General features: G+C 67.0%; 14 protein-coding genes and 2 tRNA genes. 3 read left to right on the top strand and 13 right to left on the bottom strand.

Going from position 1 to position 17,928, the window contains the following annotated elements; translation table 11 throughout:
* Positions 1-662: 662 nt before the first annotated feature.
* From SD455_RS12855 to SD455_RS12795, 13 genes are all read right to left on the bottom strand, one after another.
* Positions 663-735, bottom strand: a tRNA-Ala gene (locus tag SD455_RS12855).
* Between the two features lie 48 nt (positions 736-783).
* Complete coding sequence (locus tag SD455_RS12850; protein ID WP_237090258.1) at positions 784-897, bottom strand: DLW-39 family protein; 114 nt, start codon at positions 895-897, stop codon at positions 784-786.
* 62 nt (positions 898-959) lie between these two features.
* Positions 960-1,033, bottom strand: a tRNA-Ile gene (locus tag SD455_RS12845).
* A 102-nt stretch (positions 1,034-1,135) separates the two neighbouring features.
* Positions 1,136-1,786 carry a DUF3566 domain-containing protein gene (locus tag SD455_RS12840; RefSeq protein WP_311025564.1) on the bottom strand — a complete coding sequence of 217 codons (651 nt, stop codon included), beginning with the start codon at positions 1,784-1,786 and terminating at the stop codon, positions 1,136-1,138.
* Positions 1,783-4,443 carry a DNA gyrase subunit A gene (gene gyrA, locus SD455_RS12835; RefSeq protein WP_070162324.1) on the bottom strand — a complete coding sequence of 887 codons (2,661 nt, stop codon included), beginning with the start codon at positions 4,441-4,443 and terminating at the stop codon, positions 1,783-1,785. Before gyrA ends, SD455_RS12840 begins: the two co-directional genes overlap by 4 nt.
* A gap of 38 nt (positions 4,444-4,481) precedes the next feature.
* Positions 4,482-6,686 carry a DNA topoisomerase (ATP-hydrolyzing) subunit B gene (gene gyrB / locus SD455_RS12830; RefSeq protein WP_083277775.1) on the bottom strand — a complete coding sequence of 735 codons (2,205 nt, stop codon included), beginning with the start codon at positions 6,684-6,686 and terminating at the stop codon, positions 4,482-4,484.
* Positions 6,687-6,907: 221 nt separating this feature from the next.
* Entirely contained in the window at positions 6,908-7,507 is a 600-nt protein-coding gene (locus SD455_RS12825; RefSeq protein ID WP_070162328.1) for a DUF721 domain-containing protein, read from the bottom strand.
* Positions 7,504-8,751 (bottom strand): DNA replication/repair protein RecF, encoded by a 1,248-nt coding sequence (gene recF / locus SD455_RS12820; RefSeq protein WP_445508342.1) that lies wholly within the window; start codon positions 8,749-8,751, stop codon positions 7,504-7,506. The genes SD455_RS12825 and recF overlap by 4 nt, the downstream gene beginning before the upstream one ends.
* A gap of 13 nt (positions 8,752-8,764) precedes the next feature.
* A complete protein-coding gene (gene dnaN / locus SD455_RS12815) occupies positions 8,765-9,892 on the bottom strand; it encodes a DNA polymerase III subunit beta (RefSeq protein ID WP_070162332.1) in 1,128 nt (375 codons plus the stop codon).
* Between the two features lie 737 nt (positions 9,893-10,629).
* The gene (dnaA, locus tag SD455_RS12810; RefSeq protein ID WP_070162334.1) at positions 10,630-12,237 is read right to left on the bottom strand and encodes a chromosomal replication initiator protein DnaA; all 1,608 of its coding nucleotides are present in this window, start codon (positions 12,235-12,237) and stop codon (positions 10,630-10,632) included.
* Positions 12,238-12,627: 390 nt separating this feature from the next.
* On the bottom strand, positions 12,628-14,289 hold the full coding sequence (locus SD455_RS12805; protein WP_445508341.1) for an ABC transporter permease: 1,662 nt from the start codon (positions 14,287-14,289) through the stop codon (positions 12,628-12,630).
* 6 nt (positions 14,290-14,295) lie between these two features.
* Positions 14,296-15,228: an ABC transporter ATP-binding protein gene (locus tag SD455_RS12800; protein WP_070162338.1), complete on the bottom strand. Its 933-nt coding sequence runs from the start codon at positions 15,226-15,228 to the stop codon at positions 14,296-14,298.
* Positions 15,229-15,323: 95 nt separating this feature from the next.
* Positions 15,324-16,142: a TetR/AcrR family transcriptional regulator gene (locus tag SD455_RS12795; RefSeq protein ID WP_445508340.1), complete on the bottom strand. Its 819-nt coding sequence runs from the start codon at positions 16,140-16,142 to the stop codon at positions 15,324-15,326.
* Between the two features lie 510 nt (positions 16,143-16,652).
* On the opposite strand from SD455_RS12795, the gene rpmH reads away from it, so the two are divergent.
* From rpmH to yidD, 3 genes are all read left to right on the top strand, one after another.
* Positions 16,653-16,790, top strand: a complete 138-nt coding sequence (gene rpmH, locus SD455_RS12790; RefSeq protein WP_083277696.1) for a 50S ribosomal protein L34 — start codon at positions 16,653-16,655, stop codon at positions 16,788-16,790.
* Between the two features lie 167 nt (positions 16,791-16,957).
* Positions 16,958-17,395, top strand: a complete 438-nt coding sequence (locus tag SD455_RS12785) for a ribonuclease P protein component (protein WP_070161642.1) — start codon at positions 16,958-16,960, stop codon at positions 17,393-17,395.
* Positions 17,385-17,915: a membrane protein insertion efficiency factor YidD gene (gene yidD, locus SD455_RS12780; RefSeq protein ID WP_070161644.1), complete on the top strand. Its 531-nt coding sequence runs from the start codon at positions 17,385-17,387 to the stop codon at positions 17,913-17,915. The genes SD455_RS12785 and yidD overlap by 11 nt, the downstream gene beginning before the upstream one ends.
* Positions 17,916-17,928 lie beyond the last annotated feature (13 nt).

The following is a 17,928-nucleotide window of genomic DNA, read 5'->3' as shown; positions in this document are numbered from 1 at the left end:
GGCAGCGCATAAGCACCGACCGAGATCGTCGATGCCGCACCGACCGCGAGAGCACGTTTCAGAACGCCTCTCCATGGGGGTCGCGGTTTCCCCCCTTGTGCATGATGCATGGATTCCCCTTGCATGCCTTCCTCTCCAATCAGGTGGTTGGCGAGAGACCTGGTCACCGGCGCGCGGTCGGGCCATGTCCCCGTATCAGCCAATCCAACCGCTCGGGCTCTGTCAAGGTTCTCTCAAGGCTTCTACGAGCCGGCCACTGGAGGCTTCTCGCCACACACACCGCCGCCTGTCCGTAACCGGGCAGTGATAGTTGCCGGCACCAACGACCGGGGCCTATAGTTGGTGCCATCTGTGCCGCGAAGGCATGCATCGCGGTTGGCGCCTCGAAACTAAAGCGCTTCTGACCTGGAAAGACGGCGATCCGCCCGTCACGTGACTCTCCCGAAGCGCCCATGAAACCAGTCCTGAAAGCTCTCATTCATGTCCCCGGGCCGTCATCTCCCGGTGACCTCCAGGCGGGTCGTGATCTTCCTGTGAATATTCTGTGATTCAGGAAACTACTCTGCGGAATGGCTGCCCTGGCCACGACGGTCCGACTCCCAGCACCCACAGATGTGAGAAGCCCCCGGACCGGAAATCCGGCCCAGGGGCTTCTCTGTCGGTGGAGGCAAGGGGACTCGAACCCCTAACCCTCTGCTTGCAAAGCAGATGCGCTACCAATTGCGCCATGCCCCCGCGAGATGTGAAGTTGTCGATACCGCATACCCTGACCAGGAACGCAGATCAGAGGGAGTCCGTGGCCTCTCGCCACACCTGACGACCATCTTCTGCCTGCTTCCATCGACGATATCCGAGGATGCCGGCCACGAGCAGGGCCGTCACAGCGAGACGTCGCATAGAACTCTCCTCTCGGAGCATTCCTGCTGCTCCGGAGTCGTTCGGTGATCCAGGATCAGGAGTGGGCGTACGAGGACTTGAACCTCGGACCTCATCGTTATCAGCGATGCGCTCTAACCGCCTGAGCTATACGCCCTGGAACGCCGTCACCGAGGGAATGAACTCTCAACGAGCCTGTCCTCCTCAGGACGACCACTCCACATTACACCAGCTTCAGAAGTGGTTCCAAATCGGAGCCTCAGTCATCCGTCAGCGTCACACCGATGCCACCCACCAGGGAGGCAGAGATGTTGTAGAGGATCGCTGCCAGCATCGCCAGCACGGTCAGCAGCACCACGTTGATCACGGCGATGATCGTGGCGAAGGAGGCGATCTGGCCCAGGGTCACCATCTGCTCGATGGCGAAGCCCTCACCCTCGGTGCCCAGCACCTGAGCCAGCAGGTCGTTGACTCGGTCGAAGATCCCCGTCAGATCCATCACGGACCACAGCATCACCGCGCAGACCACCGTCATGATGCCCAGCGCCACCGACAGCAGGAAGCTCATCTTCAGCACCGACCACGGGTCGACCTTCGAGATCAGCAGGCGTGCCTTGCGGACTTTGGCCTTCGGCGTCGGACGCACCAGACCGGGTTGCCGTGATCCGCCGCGCGGAGCCTGGGGGCGAGCCGCCGCGCCAGAGGACGGCCGAGGGGCCGCCTGCGGGCGGGCCGGCCCCGCCTTGGGCCGCGCCGGCGCGCTGCCAGAGCCGGAGCCCGTACGGGTAGCGGTGATGGTGCCGCTGTCCTCGGCGGCGGTGCTCTGGGCACGGGGACGCGGCGCCGGGAAGCGGCCGGTCTGCCCTGCCGAGGAGGAGCCGGACCGGCCCTCAGGGGTGTTCGCGCTCACTGATGACCTCCATCGCTGTCAGAGTCCAACGCTACTCCATCCTGCTGGGCGGAAGCCTGCACCGCCTCGACGTCAGCTTCAGACGTCTCTGTCGTGCCAGACTCAGCGGAGCTGGGACCCTCCTCCTCGGCGGCCTGGTCCTCGCCCGTGGCCGCCAGTGCGGCACCCGAACTGCGAGCCACCTTGATGATCCGGTCCTTGCCCCGGGGCTTGGCGAAGATCACACCCATGGTGTCCCGACCCTTCGACGGGACACCCTCCACAGCGGAGCGGACCACGTTCCCGGACTCCATGACCACGAGGACCTCATCGTCGTCCTCCACGACCATGGCTCCCACGAGATCCCCACGGTCCTCTACGAGCTTGCCGACCTTGATCCCCAGACCGCCGCGACCCTGCACCCGGTACTCGTCCACATGTGAACGCTTCGCGTAGCCGGCCTCCGTGACGACGAAGACATAGGAGTCCTCGGTGACGACGTCCGCGGTGAGGAGCTCGTCGTCCTCCCGGAATTTCATGCCCGTCACACCCGAGGTGGCACGGCCCATCGGGCGCAGCGCGTCATCCGCGGCGGTGAAGCGCAGCGACTGGCCACGCCGGGAGACGAGCATGAGATCGTCCTCGGCCGAGACGAGCTTCGCAGAGACCAGTTCGTCGTCGTCGCGCAGGTTGATCGCGATGACACCCGCCTGCCGCGGAGAGTCGTAATCCGTCAGCGGGGTCTTCTTCACCAGGCCGTTGCGGGTGGCGAGCACCAGATAGGGCGCGTCCTCGTAGGACTTCAGCGGCAGGACCCCGGCGATCGTCTCATCCGGCTGGAAGGCGACGATGTTGGCCACATGCTGACCCTTCGAATCCCGCCCGGCCTCCATGAGGTCGTAGCACTTGGTCCGATAGACCCGCCCCAGATTCGTGAAGAACAGGATCCAGTGGTGCGTGGTGGTGACGAAGAAATGCTCGACGACGTCGTCTGCTCGGAGCTGTGCACCGCGCACTCCCTTGCCGCCCCGGTTCTGTGCGCGGTAATTGTCGATGCGGGTGCGCTTGACGTAACCGTCGCGCGTGATGGAGACGACCACGTCCTCCTCCGGGATCAGGTCCTCCATCGACATGTCGCCGTCATAGCCACGCACGATGTGGGTGCGTCGATCATCGCCGTGCTTCTCGACGATGCCGTCCAGCTCTTCGCCGATGATCTCGCGCTGACGCACCTCCGAGGCCAGGATCGCCTGGAACTCGGCGATCTGGCGCATCAGTTCGTCGTACTCCTCCTGGAGCCGCTGACGTTCCAGGGCGGCCAGCTTGCGCAGCTGCATGTCCAGGATCGCCTGAGCCTGCTCATCATCGATGTCCAGCAGAGCCTTCAGGTTCTGGCGGGCCACCTCGACGGTGGAGGACTCGCGGATCGTCGAGATGACGCGGTCCAGGTCGTCCAGCGCCTTGAGCAGACCCACCTTGATGTGCGCCTCCCGTTCGGCCTTGGCCAGACGGAACTGGGTGCGGCGCACGATGACGTCGATCTGGTGGGTCACCCAGTGGTGCACGAAGGCGTCCAGGCTCAGGGTGCGGGGCACGCCGTCCACCAGGGCGAGCATGTTCGCCGAGAAGTTCTCCTGCAGCTGGGTATGCTTGTAGAGGTTGTTCAGCACCACCTTCGCGACGGCGTCACGCTTGAGCACGATCACCAGTCGCTGACCGGTGCGGCCGGAGGACTCGTCCCGCAGGTCGGCGATGCCGCTGACCTTGCCGTCCTTGACCAGCTGGGCGATCTTGATCGCGAGGTTGTCCGGGTTGGCATGGTAGGGCAGCTCGGTGACCACCAGGCACGTCCGGCCTTGGATCTCCTCGACGTTGACCACCGCACGCATCGTGATCGAGCCGCGGCCGGTCCGATACGTGTCCTCGATGCCTCGCGTGCCCAGGATCTGTGCCCCGGTGGGGAAGTCCGGGCCCTTGATCCGCTGCAGGAGAGCCTCCAACAGCTCCTCTCGGGACGCCTGGGGGTTCTGCAGGTACCACTTGACGCCGTCGGCGACCTCCCGCAGGTTGTGCGGAGGGATGTTGGTGGCCATGCCGACGGCAATGCCAGACGATCCGTTGACCAGCAGGTTCGGGAAGCGCGAGGGCAGGACCACCGGTTCCTGCTGCTTGCCGTCGTAGTTGTCCTGGAAGTCGACGGTGTTCTCGTTGATGTCCCGGACCATCTCCATGGCCAGCTGGGCCATCTTGGTCTCGGTGTATCGCGGAGCGGCGGGGCCGTCATTGCCCGGGTTGCCGAAGTTCCCCTGACCGGAGGCCAGCGGGTAACGCATCACCCAGTCCTGGATCAGGCGCGCCAGGGCGTCGTAGATGGCCGAGTCGCCGTGCGGGTGGTAGTTGCCCATCACGTCGCCGACCACACGGGCGCACTTGTTGAAGGAGCGCTCCGGTCGGTAGCCGCCGTCGTACATCGCGTAGAGGACCCGACGGTGCACCGGCTTCAGGCCGTCGCGGACGTCCGGCAGCGCGCGGCCGACGATCACGGCCATCGCGTAGTCCAGGTACGACCGCTTCATCTCCGTCTGCAGATCCACGGGGCGGATCCGGTCGGTCAGCACGGCCCCCTCGACGCCCTCCTCGGGCTGCGGCTGCTCAGGGTTCTCGGTGGTGTCGCTCACGTGTGGTGCTCTCCCTTGGGAAGGTGACGATCAGACGATCAGATGTCGAGGAAGCGGACGTCCTTGGCGTTCTGCTGGATGAAGCCGCGGCGGGACTCCACGTCCTCTCCCATGAGGATCGAGAAGATCTCGTCAGCGGCGGCGGCGTCCTCCATGGACACCTGCAGCAGCGTGCGGTTCTGCGGGTCCATCGTGGTGTCCCACAGCTCCCCGTAGTCCATCTCGCCCAGACCCTTGTACCGCTGGATGCCCAGCTCCTTGGGCAGCTTGCGCCCCGCGGCCAAGCCCTCCTGCAGGGCGTGATCACGCTCCGCGTCGGTGAACACATAGTCATGCGGAGCATTGGACCACTTCAGCCGGTACAGCGGCGGCTGCGCCAGGAACACATGGCCGTGCTCGATCAGAGGCCGCATGTAGCGGAACAGCAGGGTCAGCATGAGGGTGGTGATGTGCTGGCCGTCGACGTCGGCGTCGGCCATCAGCACGATCTTGTGGTACCGCAGCTTCGCGATGTCGAAGTCCTCGCCGATGCCGGTGCCGAAGGCGGTGATCATCGACTGGATCTCCTGGTTGCCCAGAGCCTTGTCCAGGCGGGCCCGCTCCACGTTGAGGATCTTGCCGCGCAGCGGCAGGATCGCCTGCGTCTCCGGGTCCCGGCCCCGCTTGGCCGACCCACCCGCGGAGTCGCCCTCCACCAGGTAGATCTCGCAGCGCGAGGGATCCTTCGACGAGCAGTCGGACAGCTTGCCCGGCATGCCGAGGGTCTCCAACGGAGACTTCCGGCGGGCGTTCTCCCGGGCCTTACGAGCGGCCATGCGCGCCTGTGCCGCGGACTGCGCCTTGCGCACGATGTCCCGGGCCGGGCCGGGATTCCGCTCCAGCCAGTCCCCCAGGTGCTCGTTGACCACCTTGTGGACGAACGCGCGTGCCTCCGTGTTGCCGAGCTTGGTCTTGGTCTGCCCTTCGAACTGCGGCTCCGAGAGCTTCACGGAGATCACCGCCGTCAGACCCTCGCGGATGTCCTCGCCGGTGAGGTTGTCATCCTTCTCGCGCAGGATCTGCTTCTCCCGCGCATAGCGGTTGATCAAGCTCGTCATCGCCGCGCGGAAGCCCTCTTCGTGGGTGCCCCCCTCGTGGGTGTTGATCGTGTTCGCATAGGTGTGGACCGACTCCGAGTACGTCATGGTCCACTGCATCGCCAGCTCCGCGGTGATGCCGCGGGCGTCGTCGTCGGCCTCGAAGGCGATGACGTCCTCGTGGACGTTCTCCGCCTTCTTCGCCGAGTTCAGGTGGTTCACATAGTCCAGCAGGCCATGGTCGTACTGGTAGACGACGACGCGGCCCGCCTGGGTCTCGGCCACCGCCTCGGCGCCCTCCCCGGGCTCCGCCGGAGTGGCCTCGGCACCCTCGGACGATGAGCCTTCCCCCTCGACGATCTCATCGACGACGACCTGATTCGCCGCGATATGACGCTCGTCGGAAAGCGTGATGCGCAGTCCCTTGTTCAGGAACGCCATCTGCTGGAAGCGCGCGCGCAGCGTCTCGAAGTCGAACTCAGTGCTTTCGAAGATCTCCGGGTCCGGGTAGAAGACCTGCGTGGTGCCGGTCTCCTCCGTGGGGGCGCCCTGGGAGAGCTCCTTGGACGGTTTGCCGCCGTCGGCGAAGGAGATCGACCACTCGTGGCCCTGCCGCCGCACGGTGGTGTCCACACGGGTCGACAACGCGTTGACCACCGAGATGCCCACGCCGTGCAACCCCCCGGAGACCGCATAGCCGCCCCCGCCGAACTTTCCTCCGGCATGCAGAACCGTCATGACGACCTCTACCGTGGGACGTCCCTCGGTGGGGTGCATGTCCACCGGGATGCCGCGGCCGTCATCGGTGACGCGCACTCCGCCGTCGTCCTGGAGCGTGACCTCGATGTGGGTGCAGTAGCCGGCCAGGGCCTCGTCCACCGAGTTGTCCACCACCTCGTAGACCAGGTGGTGCAGGCCACGTTCACCGGTGGAGCCGATGTACATCCCGGGACGTTTCCGTACGGCCTCGAGGCCCTCCAGGACGGTGATGTCCGAGGCCCCGTACTCGGCCGGGCTGGACGGCGATCCTGCGGATCCGCCGGGCGGTGCAGGGGCCGGCTGCTCTGGCTGCTCGGCGTCGGACGGGAGGGAGTTGTCTTCCGAGGTCACGGGCTCTGCCGTCTCCTTTATCACCAGGGGTGCGACCGCGCGGAGCGGCCGGGTCATGACATGGACTGACCCGAGAACCTCTCGTACTCGGGTCAGGCCCTCATTCTACCGCTTCGTGGCCCGAGATCCCGATTTCCCTGCGGTGGACACCGCAGAATCTTTGCCCAGAAGGCCGCAGAGGCCCACTGGGACGCTCTGGCGGGGCCGTCGATGAGGCCCCATTCCACCCTTAGGCCCTCGACGCGGCAGGAGCGCGTCTGCGAGCTCGCAGCATCCGATCACCCGTAGGTGTCCCGCGGACCGGGCCCACGGACCGACCAGCGACCCTTCTTCCAGCTCGGCGCCTGCGGGCCCCGGATGCGCAGACCCGTGACGATTCCGCGGCCCAGTTCCCGGGTGAACATGTCCATCAGCTGCGGCTGCATGAGCTTCAGGTTCGTGGCCCAGGCGGTGGAGTCGCAGGCGACGTCGACCACCCCGTCCTCGAACCTCTCCGGCCGGCAGTGCGCAGCGACCTGCGGCCCCACCAGCTGGTCCCATCGGGCGATGACCGAGCCCACGGCTACCGGGGAGGACCATCCCCGGGTGCTGATGAGTCCGTCCACCACCGACCCCAGCAGACTCGGGTCACGGCGGCTGGCGCCGGGGCCTGTTCCGGCACTGCGTCCGGACATCTGAGCACCTGGGGCCCGCGGATTGCCCGCCAATGAGCTGCCTCGCGGCATGCCCCGCATCCGATGCTCACCGCGCGCCTCAGCCGCCCGGCGCATGCGGGCCAGGATGAGGGATGCCGCGTCCTCAATCTCATGGGCCGGGACCCCGTCCGGGCTGGGCTCCAGCTCGGGGGAGTCGCCGGGATCGGCCTCTGAGCCGCTCATCCGTCGAGCTCCCGGTCAGGATGCTCCGGGGTGTCCGAGGCATCCGGGGCGTCCGAACCGCTCGGATCAGCGGGGGTGTTCAGTTCGCTGACCTGGCTGATCTGGTCCACCGACTCGACCCGCAGGCCGTGCTGGAGCAGGCTCTCGGGGACGTCGTCGTCGACGGCGGCGGTGACGATGAGCTGCTCCGCCTCCCCCACCAGTTCTGCGAGGCGACGACGTCGGCGAGCGTCGAGCTCTGCGAAGACGTCGTCGAGGATCAGCAGCGGGCGTGCCCCGTCGGCAGGGTCGTCGTCGACCATCGTCCGGTAGGCCGCCAAGCGCAGAGACAAGGCGAACGACCAGGTCTCTCCGTGCGAGGCGAATCCCTTCACGGGGACGTCGTCCAGGGTGAAGGCGATGTCATCCCGGTGCGGTCCCACCAGCGTCTGCGCTCGGTCCCGCTCCTCCTTGCGGGCACCTTCGAGACCGTCGCGCAACAGATCCGCGAGCTGCGCCCGGTCAGCCGTCTCGAGCGGCGAGATCTCGGAGCCCGCCTCCGGTGCGACCAGCGACGACTCATAGCGCAGCCGTGCCGTCCGCACACTGCCCGAGAGCTGGCGGTAGGCCTCCGCCACATGGGGTCGCAGAGCCGCCAGGACCTCCAACCGGGCACGCATCAGCCGAGATCCCGCGTCAGCGAGCTGATGGTCCCACACCGCGAGAGTGGACTCGTGGGTGGGGGTGAACCCTTCATGGCGGATCGACTTCAGCAGCGCGTTGCGCTGCCGCAGGACTTTCTCATAGTCCAGCCGCACCCGGCCGAGCGCAGGACGCAGCTGCACCGTGAGGTCATCGAAGAACCGACGACGTACTGCGGGGGCTCCCTTGATCAGCTCCAGATCCTCCGGGGCGAAGAGCACCGTGCGCAGGATGCCGAGGACCTCGGTGGCCCTGACCGGCGCACCGCGATTGATCCGCGCTCGGTTGCTGCGGCCGGGATTGATCTCGACCTCAAGCATGGCTTCCTGGGAGCCCCGATGCGCCTGCGCTCGGATGACCGCCTGTGTGCAGCCGTGGCGCACCAGCGGGACATCCTGGGAGACGCGATGGGAGCCCAGGGTGGAGAGATACCCGATCGCCTCGGCGATGTTCGTCTTGCCCACGCCGTTGTACCCCAGCAGGACGTTCGGGCCCGGGTGGAGCGTCAGCTCGACGTCGGCGTAGCTGCGGTAGTCCTTCAGGTTCAGGGTGGAGAGCCGCATCGGCGCTCGTGGGCTACTGGTTGATCAGCCGGACCGGCATCAACAGATAGCGGAAGTCGGTGGAGTTTTCGCCGTCCGGAGTCTCCTGACCCGTGATCATGGCAGGTTTCGGCGCAGAGACGAAGGAGAAGCGCAGATACTCGGTGTCGATGACGTTGAGACCCTCGTTGAGGTAGCTGGGGTTGAACCCCACGGTGATCGGTTCCCCGGTCAGCTCCGCAGAGATGACCTCGGAGGCGGCTGCCGCGTCGTCAGCGCCAGCGTCCAGGACGACCTGACCCTCCTCGGTGAACTGCAGCCGCACATGGGAGTTCCGCTCGGCGACCAGGGACACGCGCCGGGCCGCCTCGATCAGCTCCGCAGTCCGGACCACGGCATGGATCGGAGTCTCCTCGGGGAACAGCTGGCGGATCTTCGGGTAGTCACCGTCGACCAGGACGCTCGTGGAGCGTCGGCCTCCCGAGCTGAAGCCGACCAGGTCGGTGTCCTGGCTCAACGAGATCGACAGTTCGCCTGAGCCTGCCAGCGACTTCGCGACATCGTTGAGGGTCTTGCCCTTGATGAGCGCGGAGGTGGAGATGTCCGGCTGGGTGGGGGCCCAGGTGATCTCCCGCATGGCCAGCCGGTACCGGTCCGTGGCCAGGAACGTCATCCTGTCACCTTCGAACTCGACCTTGACCCCGGTGAGGATCGGCAGCGTGTCGTCTTTCGAGGCCGCAGTGCTGACCTGGGAGACGGCACGGGCGAATGCCGCGCCGTCGACGGTTCCGGAGAGCTCCGGGAGACCAGGGAGCTCCGGGTACTCGTCGACAGGCATGGTCGCGAGGGTGAATCGGGAGGACCGACAGGTCACCACAGCCTTCGAGTCCTGGAGCTCCACGGTGACCGGAGCGTCCGGGAGAGCCTTGACGATGTCATTGAGCAGACGTCCGGAGACCAGAACGGTGCCCTGCTGCTCGACCTCGGCCTCGATGTGCAGCTGAGCGGAGATCTCGTGATCGAAGCTCGAGATCGTCACGGTCTGGTCCTCAGCTGTGATCAGCAGACCCGAGAGCACAGGGGCCGGAGGCCTGGGGGAGAGGGAACGAGCCGTCCAGGAGACCGCCTCGGTGAGGACGTCGCGCTCCGCAGTGAACTTCACTGATCTCCGCCTTTCGGTGCTGCCGGTCGGGACCAGCCGTCGGGAGCTCGGACCGCTGGATCGACGCATTGAGCGTCTGTGGAGCAGTTGTCAAGCATCACGGCTGCTGTGTCGAGTGTCGAGCTTACCTGCTGGCCCGGGCTTGATGCCACCGCATCCACCACGATATGTGCCGAGTCAAGGCCGCTTCGGCCCCATATCTTGTGCACGGCGTGTCGCCGGCGGCGCTGTCGTCGTCACCGTGGGCCGACCCGCCCTGTGATGTTCTCTCTTTTCTCTCTGGTGGAGTGGAGCAGTGTTAACAACTGGTGTGGATTCTGTGGATAACTGCCTCGATCGGCGAATGCGCCGGGATCTCGGTGTGCACAGTTAAGTGAAGTCTCTCCGCTTGTGCTGTGGGCGTGCGGTGGATTCTCGCAGCGGTCGGATTCGCGATCTCCGCAGGACAGGGCGATTCATCCCCAGGGTGGCGTCAGTTCTTCACTGCTCTCTCCACTGGGTTATCCACAGGTGTGGGAACGGCAGTGGACAAACTCCACCGATACCTGTGGATATGTGAGAAAAACTGTGGATGACGAGATTCGCCGCAGCCGCGGATCGCGCTCATCCTGCGGAACTACATCCATGTGAGCTGTGCACGACGACATTCTCCACAGCAGTGGACCATGGACTTGACAGCAGGTCGATGGAGACCTGCGCGACATGCGCCCTGGAGGGTCCGGGGAAGGGCGGCAGCGTCAGCGCTGCTGCTTGATCTTGTTCGTCAGCTCGGTGACCTGGTTGAACACGGCCCTCCGCTCGGCCATCAGCTCGCGGATCTTCCGCTCCGCATAGATGACGGTGGTGTGGTCGCGGCCGCCCAGCGCCTGGCCGATCTTGGGCAGGGACATCTCCGTGAGCTCACGGAGCAGGTACATGGCGATCTGTCGGGCCGTGACCAGGGTCCGGTTCCGCGACTTCGACATCAGGTCGTCCACGGTGAAGCTGTAGTACTCGGCAGTGGCGTTGATGATCTGCTCCGCCGTGATCTCCTGGACATGGTCGTCCGAGATCAGATCCCGCATCACCTGCTCCGCCAGGGGGAGGTCAACCGGCTGCTTGTTCAGCGAGGCGTAGGCGGTCACGCGGATCAGTGCGCCCTCCAGCTCGCGGATGTTCGTGGAGATCTTCGAGGCGATGTACTCCAGGACGTCGTCCGGGCAGGAGAAGTTCTCGGCCGTGGCCTTCTTCCGCAGGATCGCGATGCGGGTCTCCAGATCGGGCGGCTGGATGTCGGTGATCAGCCCCCACTCGAAACGGGAGCGCAGCCGCTCCTCGAACCCGGAGAGCTGCTTGGGCGGCAGATCCGAGGTGATCACGACCTGCTTGTTGTTGTTGTAGAGCGTGTTGAACGTGTGGAAGAACTCCTCCACCGTCCGTTCCTTGTCCGCCAGGAACTGGATGTCGTCGAGCAGCAGCACGTCCACATTGCGGTAGAGATGCTTGAAGCTGGCGCCTTCGTCGTCGCGGATCGAGTTGATGAAGTCATTGGTGAACTCCTCCGAGTTCACGTATCGGACTCGGATCCCGCTGTAGAGCCGCTGGGCGTAGTGACCGATCGCGTGCAGCAGGTGAGTCTTGCCCAGACCGGAGTCGCCATAGATGAACAGCGGGTTGTAGGCCTTCGCCGGCGCCTCGGCCACCGCGTTGGCCGCGGCATGGGCGAAGCGGTTGGAGGACCCGATCACGAAGGTGTCGAAGGTGTAGCGCGGGTTCAGCCGGGAAGTCTCGAAGCTCTCGCTGGGTCGCGGGTCCGACGGCGTCGGCGGGATGGTCCCGTTGCCGGCCAGGCCCGACGGCGGCACGGGCATCTGGGGAGCATGTCCTCGCGTCGGAGCGGGAGGATCCTGCCGCAGCTGGGTCCGCGGATCGGCGAAGGACTCGCCGGGCGCGGGGTAGACGTCGTCGACGGCCGTGGACGAGGCCGAGGCCGCCGAGACTGCTGACTCGCCGCGTCCCGAGAGGGGGACGCCGGGGCCCGGCCGCTCCCCGGAGGGCGCCTCGGAGGACTCGGCCTTCTGACGTGCGGCCAGGCCGGGGTCGATGACGTAGGCGCACAGGATGTCCCTGCCGAACACGGCACGCAGCGCTTCGGAGAGCTGCTGCTGGAGCGTGGACTGCATGAGCTCGCGCACCCGCTCGTGCGGAACGGCCAGCAGCAGGGTGTCCCCGATCAGCTGGTCACCCTGGGGGACGGCCCGGCCGACGTCGGTCAGCTTGAGTCCGGTGATGCCGTGGTTCTCGCGGAGTTCCGTGAGCACCTGCTGCCATTTGACCGGCACGTTGACTTCCGAGTCGGCAGACACGCTGCTCCCCTCCTGCGACGACGATGAATGCTGTGGGCCGCGGCGTGGCCGCCGTCCCTGTGCTTGTCGACTGTATCGCGCGCACCTGTGGATTTCTGCCTCCGTGGTGTGCAGAGAATGTGCAGTCGATGTGCACACCGCCGCTGGCACGGACCGTGCAGGACCCGGCCCGGCGGTGCGTCGAGTCTACTGCCCTGGACGCTGAGCCGTCAGTCGGAAGGGTGGGGAGATCCCCGTGATCATGCGGGCGGTGGGGCCACGTGATGGGTGACGGATGATGCGGGGAGACATGTCCCCGCACAGCCTCCGGGGGCCGCTCCTCCGCGCAGGGGACGAGCAGCCCCCGGTCCTGTGGAATGGGCTGTGGAAATGTGGAGAACGGTCAGCGGCTCACACTCGGTTGACCTCGCGTCGACGCCACCCGAGCAGGCCGAGCACCAGGCCGGCCACGCCGAGGGTGCTGAGCCAGAGGACCGGGGCCAGGGTGATGTCCTCCACCGGGTGCTGAGCCAAGTGACCGAACACGTTCAGGTTCAGCACCGCGTCCGGCAGGTCCAGCATCGGACCGAAGTTCGTGGCGATGCCGGAGAAGGCGATGATCACCCAGCCCACGGTGCCCGCGATCCGCGGCACCCAGCCGAACAGGGCGACGACGATGCCCACCACGGCCAGCACCGCGGGGAACTGATGCAGCCCGGCCAGCAGCAGGCTCCCTGTGTGCTCCAGGTCGCCGAGCGAGGCGCCCGCCCCCACAGCAGTCCCCAGACCCACCAGCAGGGTCAGGGCCAGCAGCCCGCCGAGGAGGACCGCCAGATGCGCCCCCAGCCACGTGGTGCGGCTCATGGGCAGCGAGAGGGCGAACTCGGCGCGGCCGTGGACCTCCTCGCTGCGCAGGACCTGCAGGCCGCTCACTCCTGCGGCGGCCACGAAGATGGCCAGGAACAGCGACATGTAGGCCAGGTAGCCCAACATGAGGTCGTCCCCCGTCATGATCATCGCGACCTCTTCAGGGAGCCCGTCTGCGGCGTCGACCATCGATTCGGCATAGCTGCCGAACATCAGGGCGGCCAGGACCAGGGCGATGGCCCAGCCACGGAGCATCCCGCGCAGAACCCGCAGGGCCATGCCGACCGGGGTGCCCAACGACGGCCGGGCGGTGGCCCGTCCGAGCCGAGGGGGCACCAGGCTGGCGCCCACGTCACGCCGGGTGCTGAGCCAGAAGCCCAGGGCGACCATCCCGGCCGCCGCGACCAGCGGCAGCAGCAGCGGCCACCAGCGGTCCTCCACGTAGGGGGCTGTCTGTTGGGACCACGCCAGCGGGGAGAACCAGGACAGCGCGCTGCCGCCCTGCTCCACCATGTCACCGCCCATGCGGATCAGATAGGCCAGGCCCAGGAGTCCCCCGGCCATGGCTGAGGCTCCCCGTGAGGACTGGCTCAGCTGGGCGGCCACCGCGGCGGCTCCCATGAAGAAGAGGCCCACGGAGAAGCCCCCTGCGGCGACCAGGGCAGTTCCCGCCGCGTCATAGCCGGCGACTGGACCGGAGGCCACCCAGACGAGGACGGCCGCGGCGGCGTTGGCCCCGCCGGTGAGCAGCAGGGCGGCGGTCAGCGTCGCATGCCGACCCACCACATTGGCCCGCACCAGTTCGGCCCGACCCGTCTGCTCCTCCGTCCGGGTGTGGCGGACCAGCAGGAAGACGCTCATCAGGGCGAAGAGGATGTACAGGAAGAGCACGTACCCGGCGGCGTAGAACCGCTCGAAGGACGGCTCGTCCATGCCGAAGGCGGGACCGGTCATCATGCGGCCGACGGGGTCGCTGAAGAGCACCGCCATCTGCGCGAGCTCCTCGACGCCGTCGGCGATGACCTGGATGGCGTTGGAGAAGTACAGGGCCATCAGGCCGATGCCCAGCACCCAGATGCTGAGCCGAATGCGATCCCGGCGCAGCATGAAGCGCAGCAGCGACCCGGTGCGGGCCAACGGTGCGACATCGGTCGGAGCTGGGGAGACGGAGGTGTGCGGCAGGGTGCCGCTCGTGGTCTCAGGCATGGCGTGTCACCCCTTCTGCGCGCCCTCGGCCACACTGCGGTGGCCGAGGTCCTCGCCGTAGTGACGCATCAGCAGCTGCTCGAGCGTCGGCGGATGGGCCACCAGCGACCGGACCCCGAGCGGTGCGAGCTGGTGCATGAGGTCTTCGACGCGTTCGCCGTCGACCTCGAAGATGATCCGCTCCCCTTCGGTGCGGAAGTCATGGACTCCTGACATCCCGGCGATCTCCCCGGCGGGCCGGGCCGTCTCCACCTCGATGGTGGTGCGGGTCATGTGTCGGAGCTCAGAGAGCGTGCCGGATTCGACCACCTGGCCGGCGCGGATGATCGAGATTCGGTCCGAGAGGGCCTCCACCTGAGCCAGGATATGGCTGGAGAGCAGGACGGACCGACCGTTCTGTGTGGCCTCCTTGATGGTCTGCTGGAAGACGACCTCCATCAGAGGGTCGAGACCGGCCGTCGGCTCGTCGAGCAGCAGCAGGTCGACATCGGAGGCCAGGGCGGAGATGAGTGCGACCTTCTGACGGTTGCCCTTCGAGTAGGTACGGGTCTTCTTCCGGGGGTCCAGCGCGAAGCGCTCGATGAGCTCGTCCCGGCGGGCGGTGGAGTACGGACCTCGCAGCCGGAGGAACATGTCGATCACTTCACCACCGGTCAGGTTGGGCCACAGCTCGACGTCGCCGGGCACATAGGCCAGCCGTCGGTGAAGGGCGACGGCGTGGCGCCACGGGTCCCGCCCGAACATCTCGACGGTGCCGGAGTCGGCGCGCAGCAGACCGAGCAGCACGCGCATGGTGGTGGACTTCCCGGCCCCGTTAGGGCCGAGGAAGCCATGGACCTCGCCGGTGGCGATGGTCAGATCGAGCTCGTCGAGGGCGCGCACGGCGCCGAAGCGCTTGACGAGCTTCTCGGTGCGGATGACCGGAGGGTTCTCACTCATCACGCCTGGTCCTTTCGTGGGGCCCGCGGGTGGCGGGCGGAGTGTGATTCCCGGACCTGGCGACGACGGCGTCCTGTGGTGGGGAGCCGGCCGGGTCAGGGCTGGTGGTCGATGTCGGAGGGAGTGTGGTCGACGGGGGTGTCGTCGACTGGGGTGTCGTCGGCGGTCGGCTCGGGTTGGGTCTCGCGGAGCTGCCGGGCGAGCTCCCCGTACACCTCGGCGTTGAGCACCGGGCGGGTGTAGAGCTCCAGGACCGCGGACATGTAGGGAGCCAGATCCTCGGGAGAGTCCTCCAGCGGACTGGCGCCCAGCAGGCGCTTCATCTGCTTGTGCAGCATCAGGGCGCCGAAAGACTGCAGGAGCATCACCACGGCTCGGTTCCTGGGATTCGCACTGGGGTGGATCAGGCCGATCCGTTCGGCTTCCGCGGTGTACTCCAGTGAGTCCTCCACCAGACGGTCCATGAGGGCGTCGATCTCGTCGCCGCCGGCCAGGAAGGCCTGCAGCAGGTAGTGGATGATCGGGCCCGAGGCCTGGATGGCCTCCATCACGTAGTTCCGCGGAAGGGCGGGCCGAGACCGGGCGATCGATTCGCTCTTGAACTGGTAGAAGAGCTCCGCGACCCGTTCGTCGCACGCCTTGCGCAGACCGGCCTTGGAACCGAAGTGGTGGATGACCAGGGGCGCGGAGACGTCGGCCCGCTGGGCGATCGCCTTCAGGCTGGTCCCGGAGAAGCCATGCTCGCCGAACAGCTCGATGGCCGCGTCCAGGATGCGATCGGCGCCGGAAGACTCCGCAGCTTCTGTGTCCTGTGCGGGCGGGGAGGTGTTGCCGGTGCCGGTGACGTTGTGACTGGCGGCGGCGGTCCGGGGGTCGAGCCCGTCGCGCTCTGAGTCCGTGCTCGGGGTGACCATGAGGACCTCCTCGGGAGCGGGGCGACGCATGCTGAGGAACGAACGCGGTGCGCCGGGCGGATCATCGACTGAACGTACGTTCAGCCCTGCTGGAACGACGCTAACTTAACGTTCATTCAGTGCACAAGAGCCCGGCGCCAGAAATTGCTGTGACGTCCCTGCCGAAGGTCCTGGATCCGTATGGTGGGGCCTCTCCACGACTGTGGACGACGTGTGGAGAACGCCGAGGTTCTGCACAGGTTTATGCACAGCAGTGGATAAGTGGTGTAGGGTGCGCCCTCCGCAGATGCGAGGCCGTCCGCTTGTCGGCAGGGCCCGACTTGACGACGCGCCGATGCGGCGTCTAGTGTTGACAGGTCGCTCTGAATGGCGCATGCCCTCTGGCGTGCCCGGACCGAGGAGACACCGACTCAGGCGTGCGGGGACGAGACTTTCGGCCCGCCGCAGTTGGAGCCGACCAGACGGTTCGGTCTCCACCGAAGACTTCGAACCATCCAGTGGGAGTACACAGTGAGCAAGCGGACTTTCCAGCCGAGCAACCGCCGTCGCAGCCGCAAGCACGGCTTCCGTTCTCGTATGCGCACCCGTGCCGGCCGTTCCATCATCTCGGCACGCCGCAGCCGGGGCCGCAAGACGCTCTCGGCCTGATCCACGTCAGCTGAGCCGCCCGACGGCTCAGGGCGGCGCCTTCGCGTCGCCGCACCCACGGCCCGTCCCGTTCGAGGGTACGGGCCGTTCGTGCATCTGGGGCCTCGGATCCGGATCGCCCGGCCCCGAAGGCCAGCCCCAGCCCGACCGACCGGAGGACATCGCGCATGCTTCCCCGCCGTCATCGTGTCACCGTGGCGTCGGACTTCCGTGCCGTCACACGGGCCGGTGGACGGGCGGGAGGATCATGTGTGGTGATCTCCGCCCGGCTGGCGGACCGGCCGAACCATCCCGGTGATCCAGCGCCGGGGGTCGGCCCCGACGCCGCGGCATGGCGTTGTGGATTCATCGTCTCCAAGGCGGTGGGCAACTCCGTGGTCCGGCACCGTACCCAACGGCGCCTGCGGCACATCATCTGGGACATCATGCGCGAAGGTTCGGTGGAGGTGCCCGAGGGGGCGCGGCTCGACGTCGTCGTCCGTGCCCTGCCGGCGGCCGTGGAGGCGGCCCACGACGAGCTGATCTCGGAAGTGCGGTCGACGCTGCTGCGTGCGGTGCGCAAGGCTCGCCGCCGTCGTCGGGAGGGGGAGCCCGATGCGGGATGAGCGTCTGAGCCGCGATGCGGATCCGGAGTGGGTTCGGCACAGCGACTACTACGTGGCCGTCGGGGAGACCCCTGGTCTCCCCCGGACGCAGCCGAACGCCCACGAGGTCCGTAGCCAGCACTGGGGCAGGCTGCGCCGCCTGCCGTCGCAGCTGCTGGGAGCCCTCCTGAAGGGCTACCGCCGCGTCATCTCTCCGCTGTACGGTCAGGTCTGCAGCTACTACCCCAGCTGTTCGGCCTACGGGCTGGAGGCGGTCACGGTGCATGGGGCGGTCAGGGGCTCGCTGCTCACCGCTTGGCGGATCCTGCGCTGCAATCCCTTCACCGGTGGCGGAGTGGACCACGTGCCGGTGGGCCGGCGGATTTGGCCCCGGGGGTCGGCACCGTCGATCATAGAGACAAACCATCCGCCGATCCCCCTGGACCACGACTGCGCCGACGACGGGCGCGCACCGAGCGATGCGGAGGCGCCCGCATCGCAGGGTGAAGGCGTGCATCCAGCAGACTCCGGGCAGCGCTGACCATGCCCGGGCC

The organism is Nesterenkonia sp. K-15-9-6 (assembly GCF_052656005.1).
The sequence above is the reverse complement of the archived record's forward strand: the minus strand, read 5'-3'. Positions and strand labels throughout refer to the sequence as shown.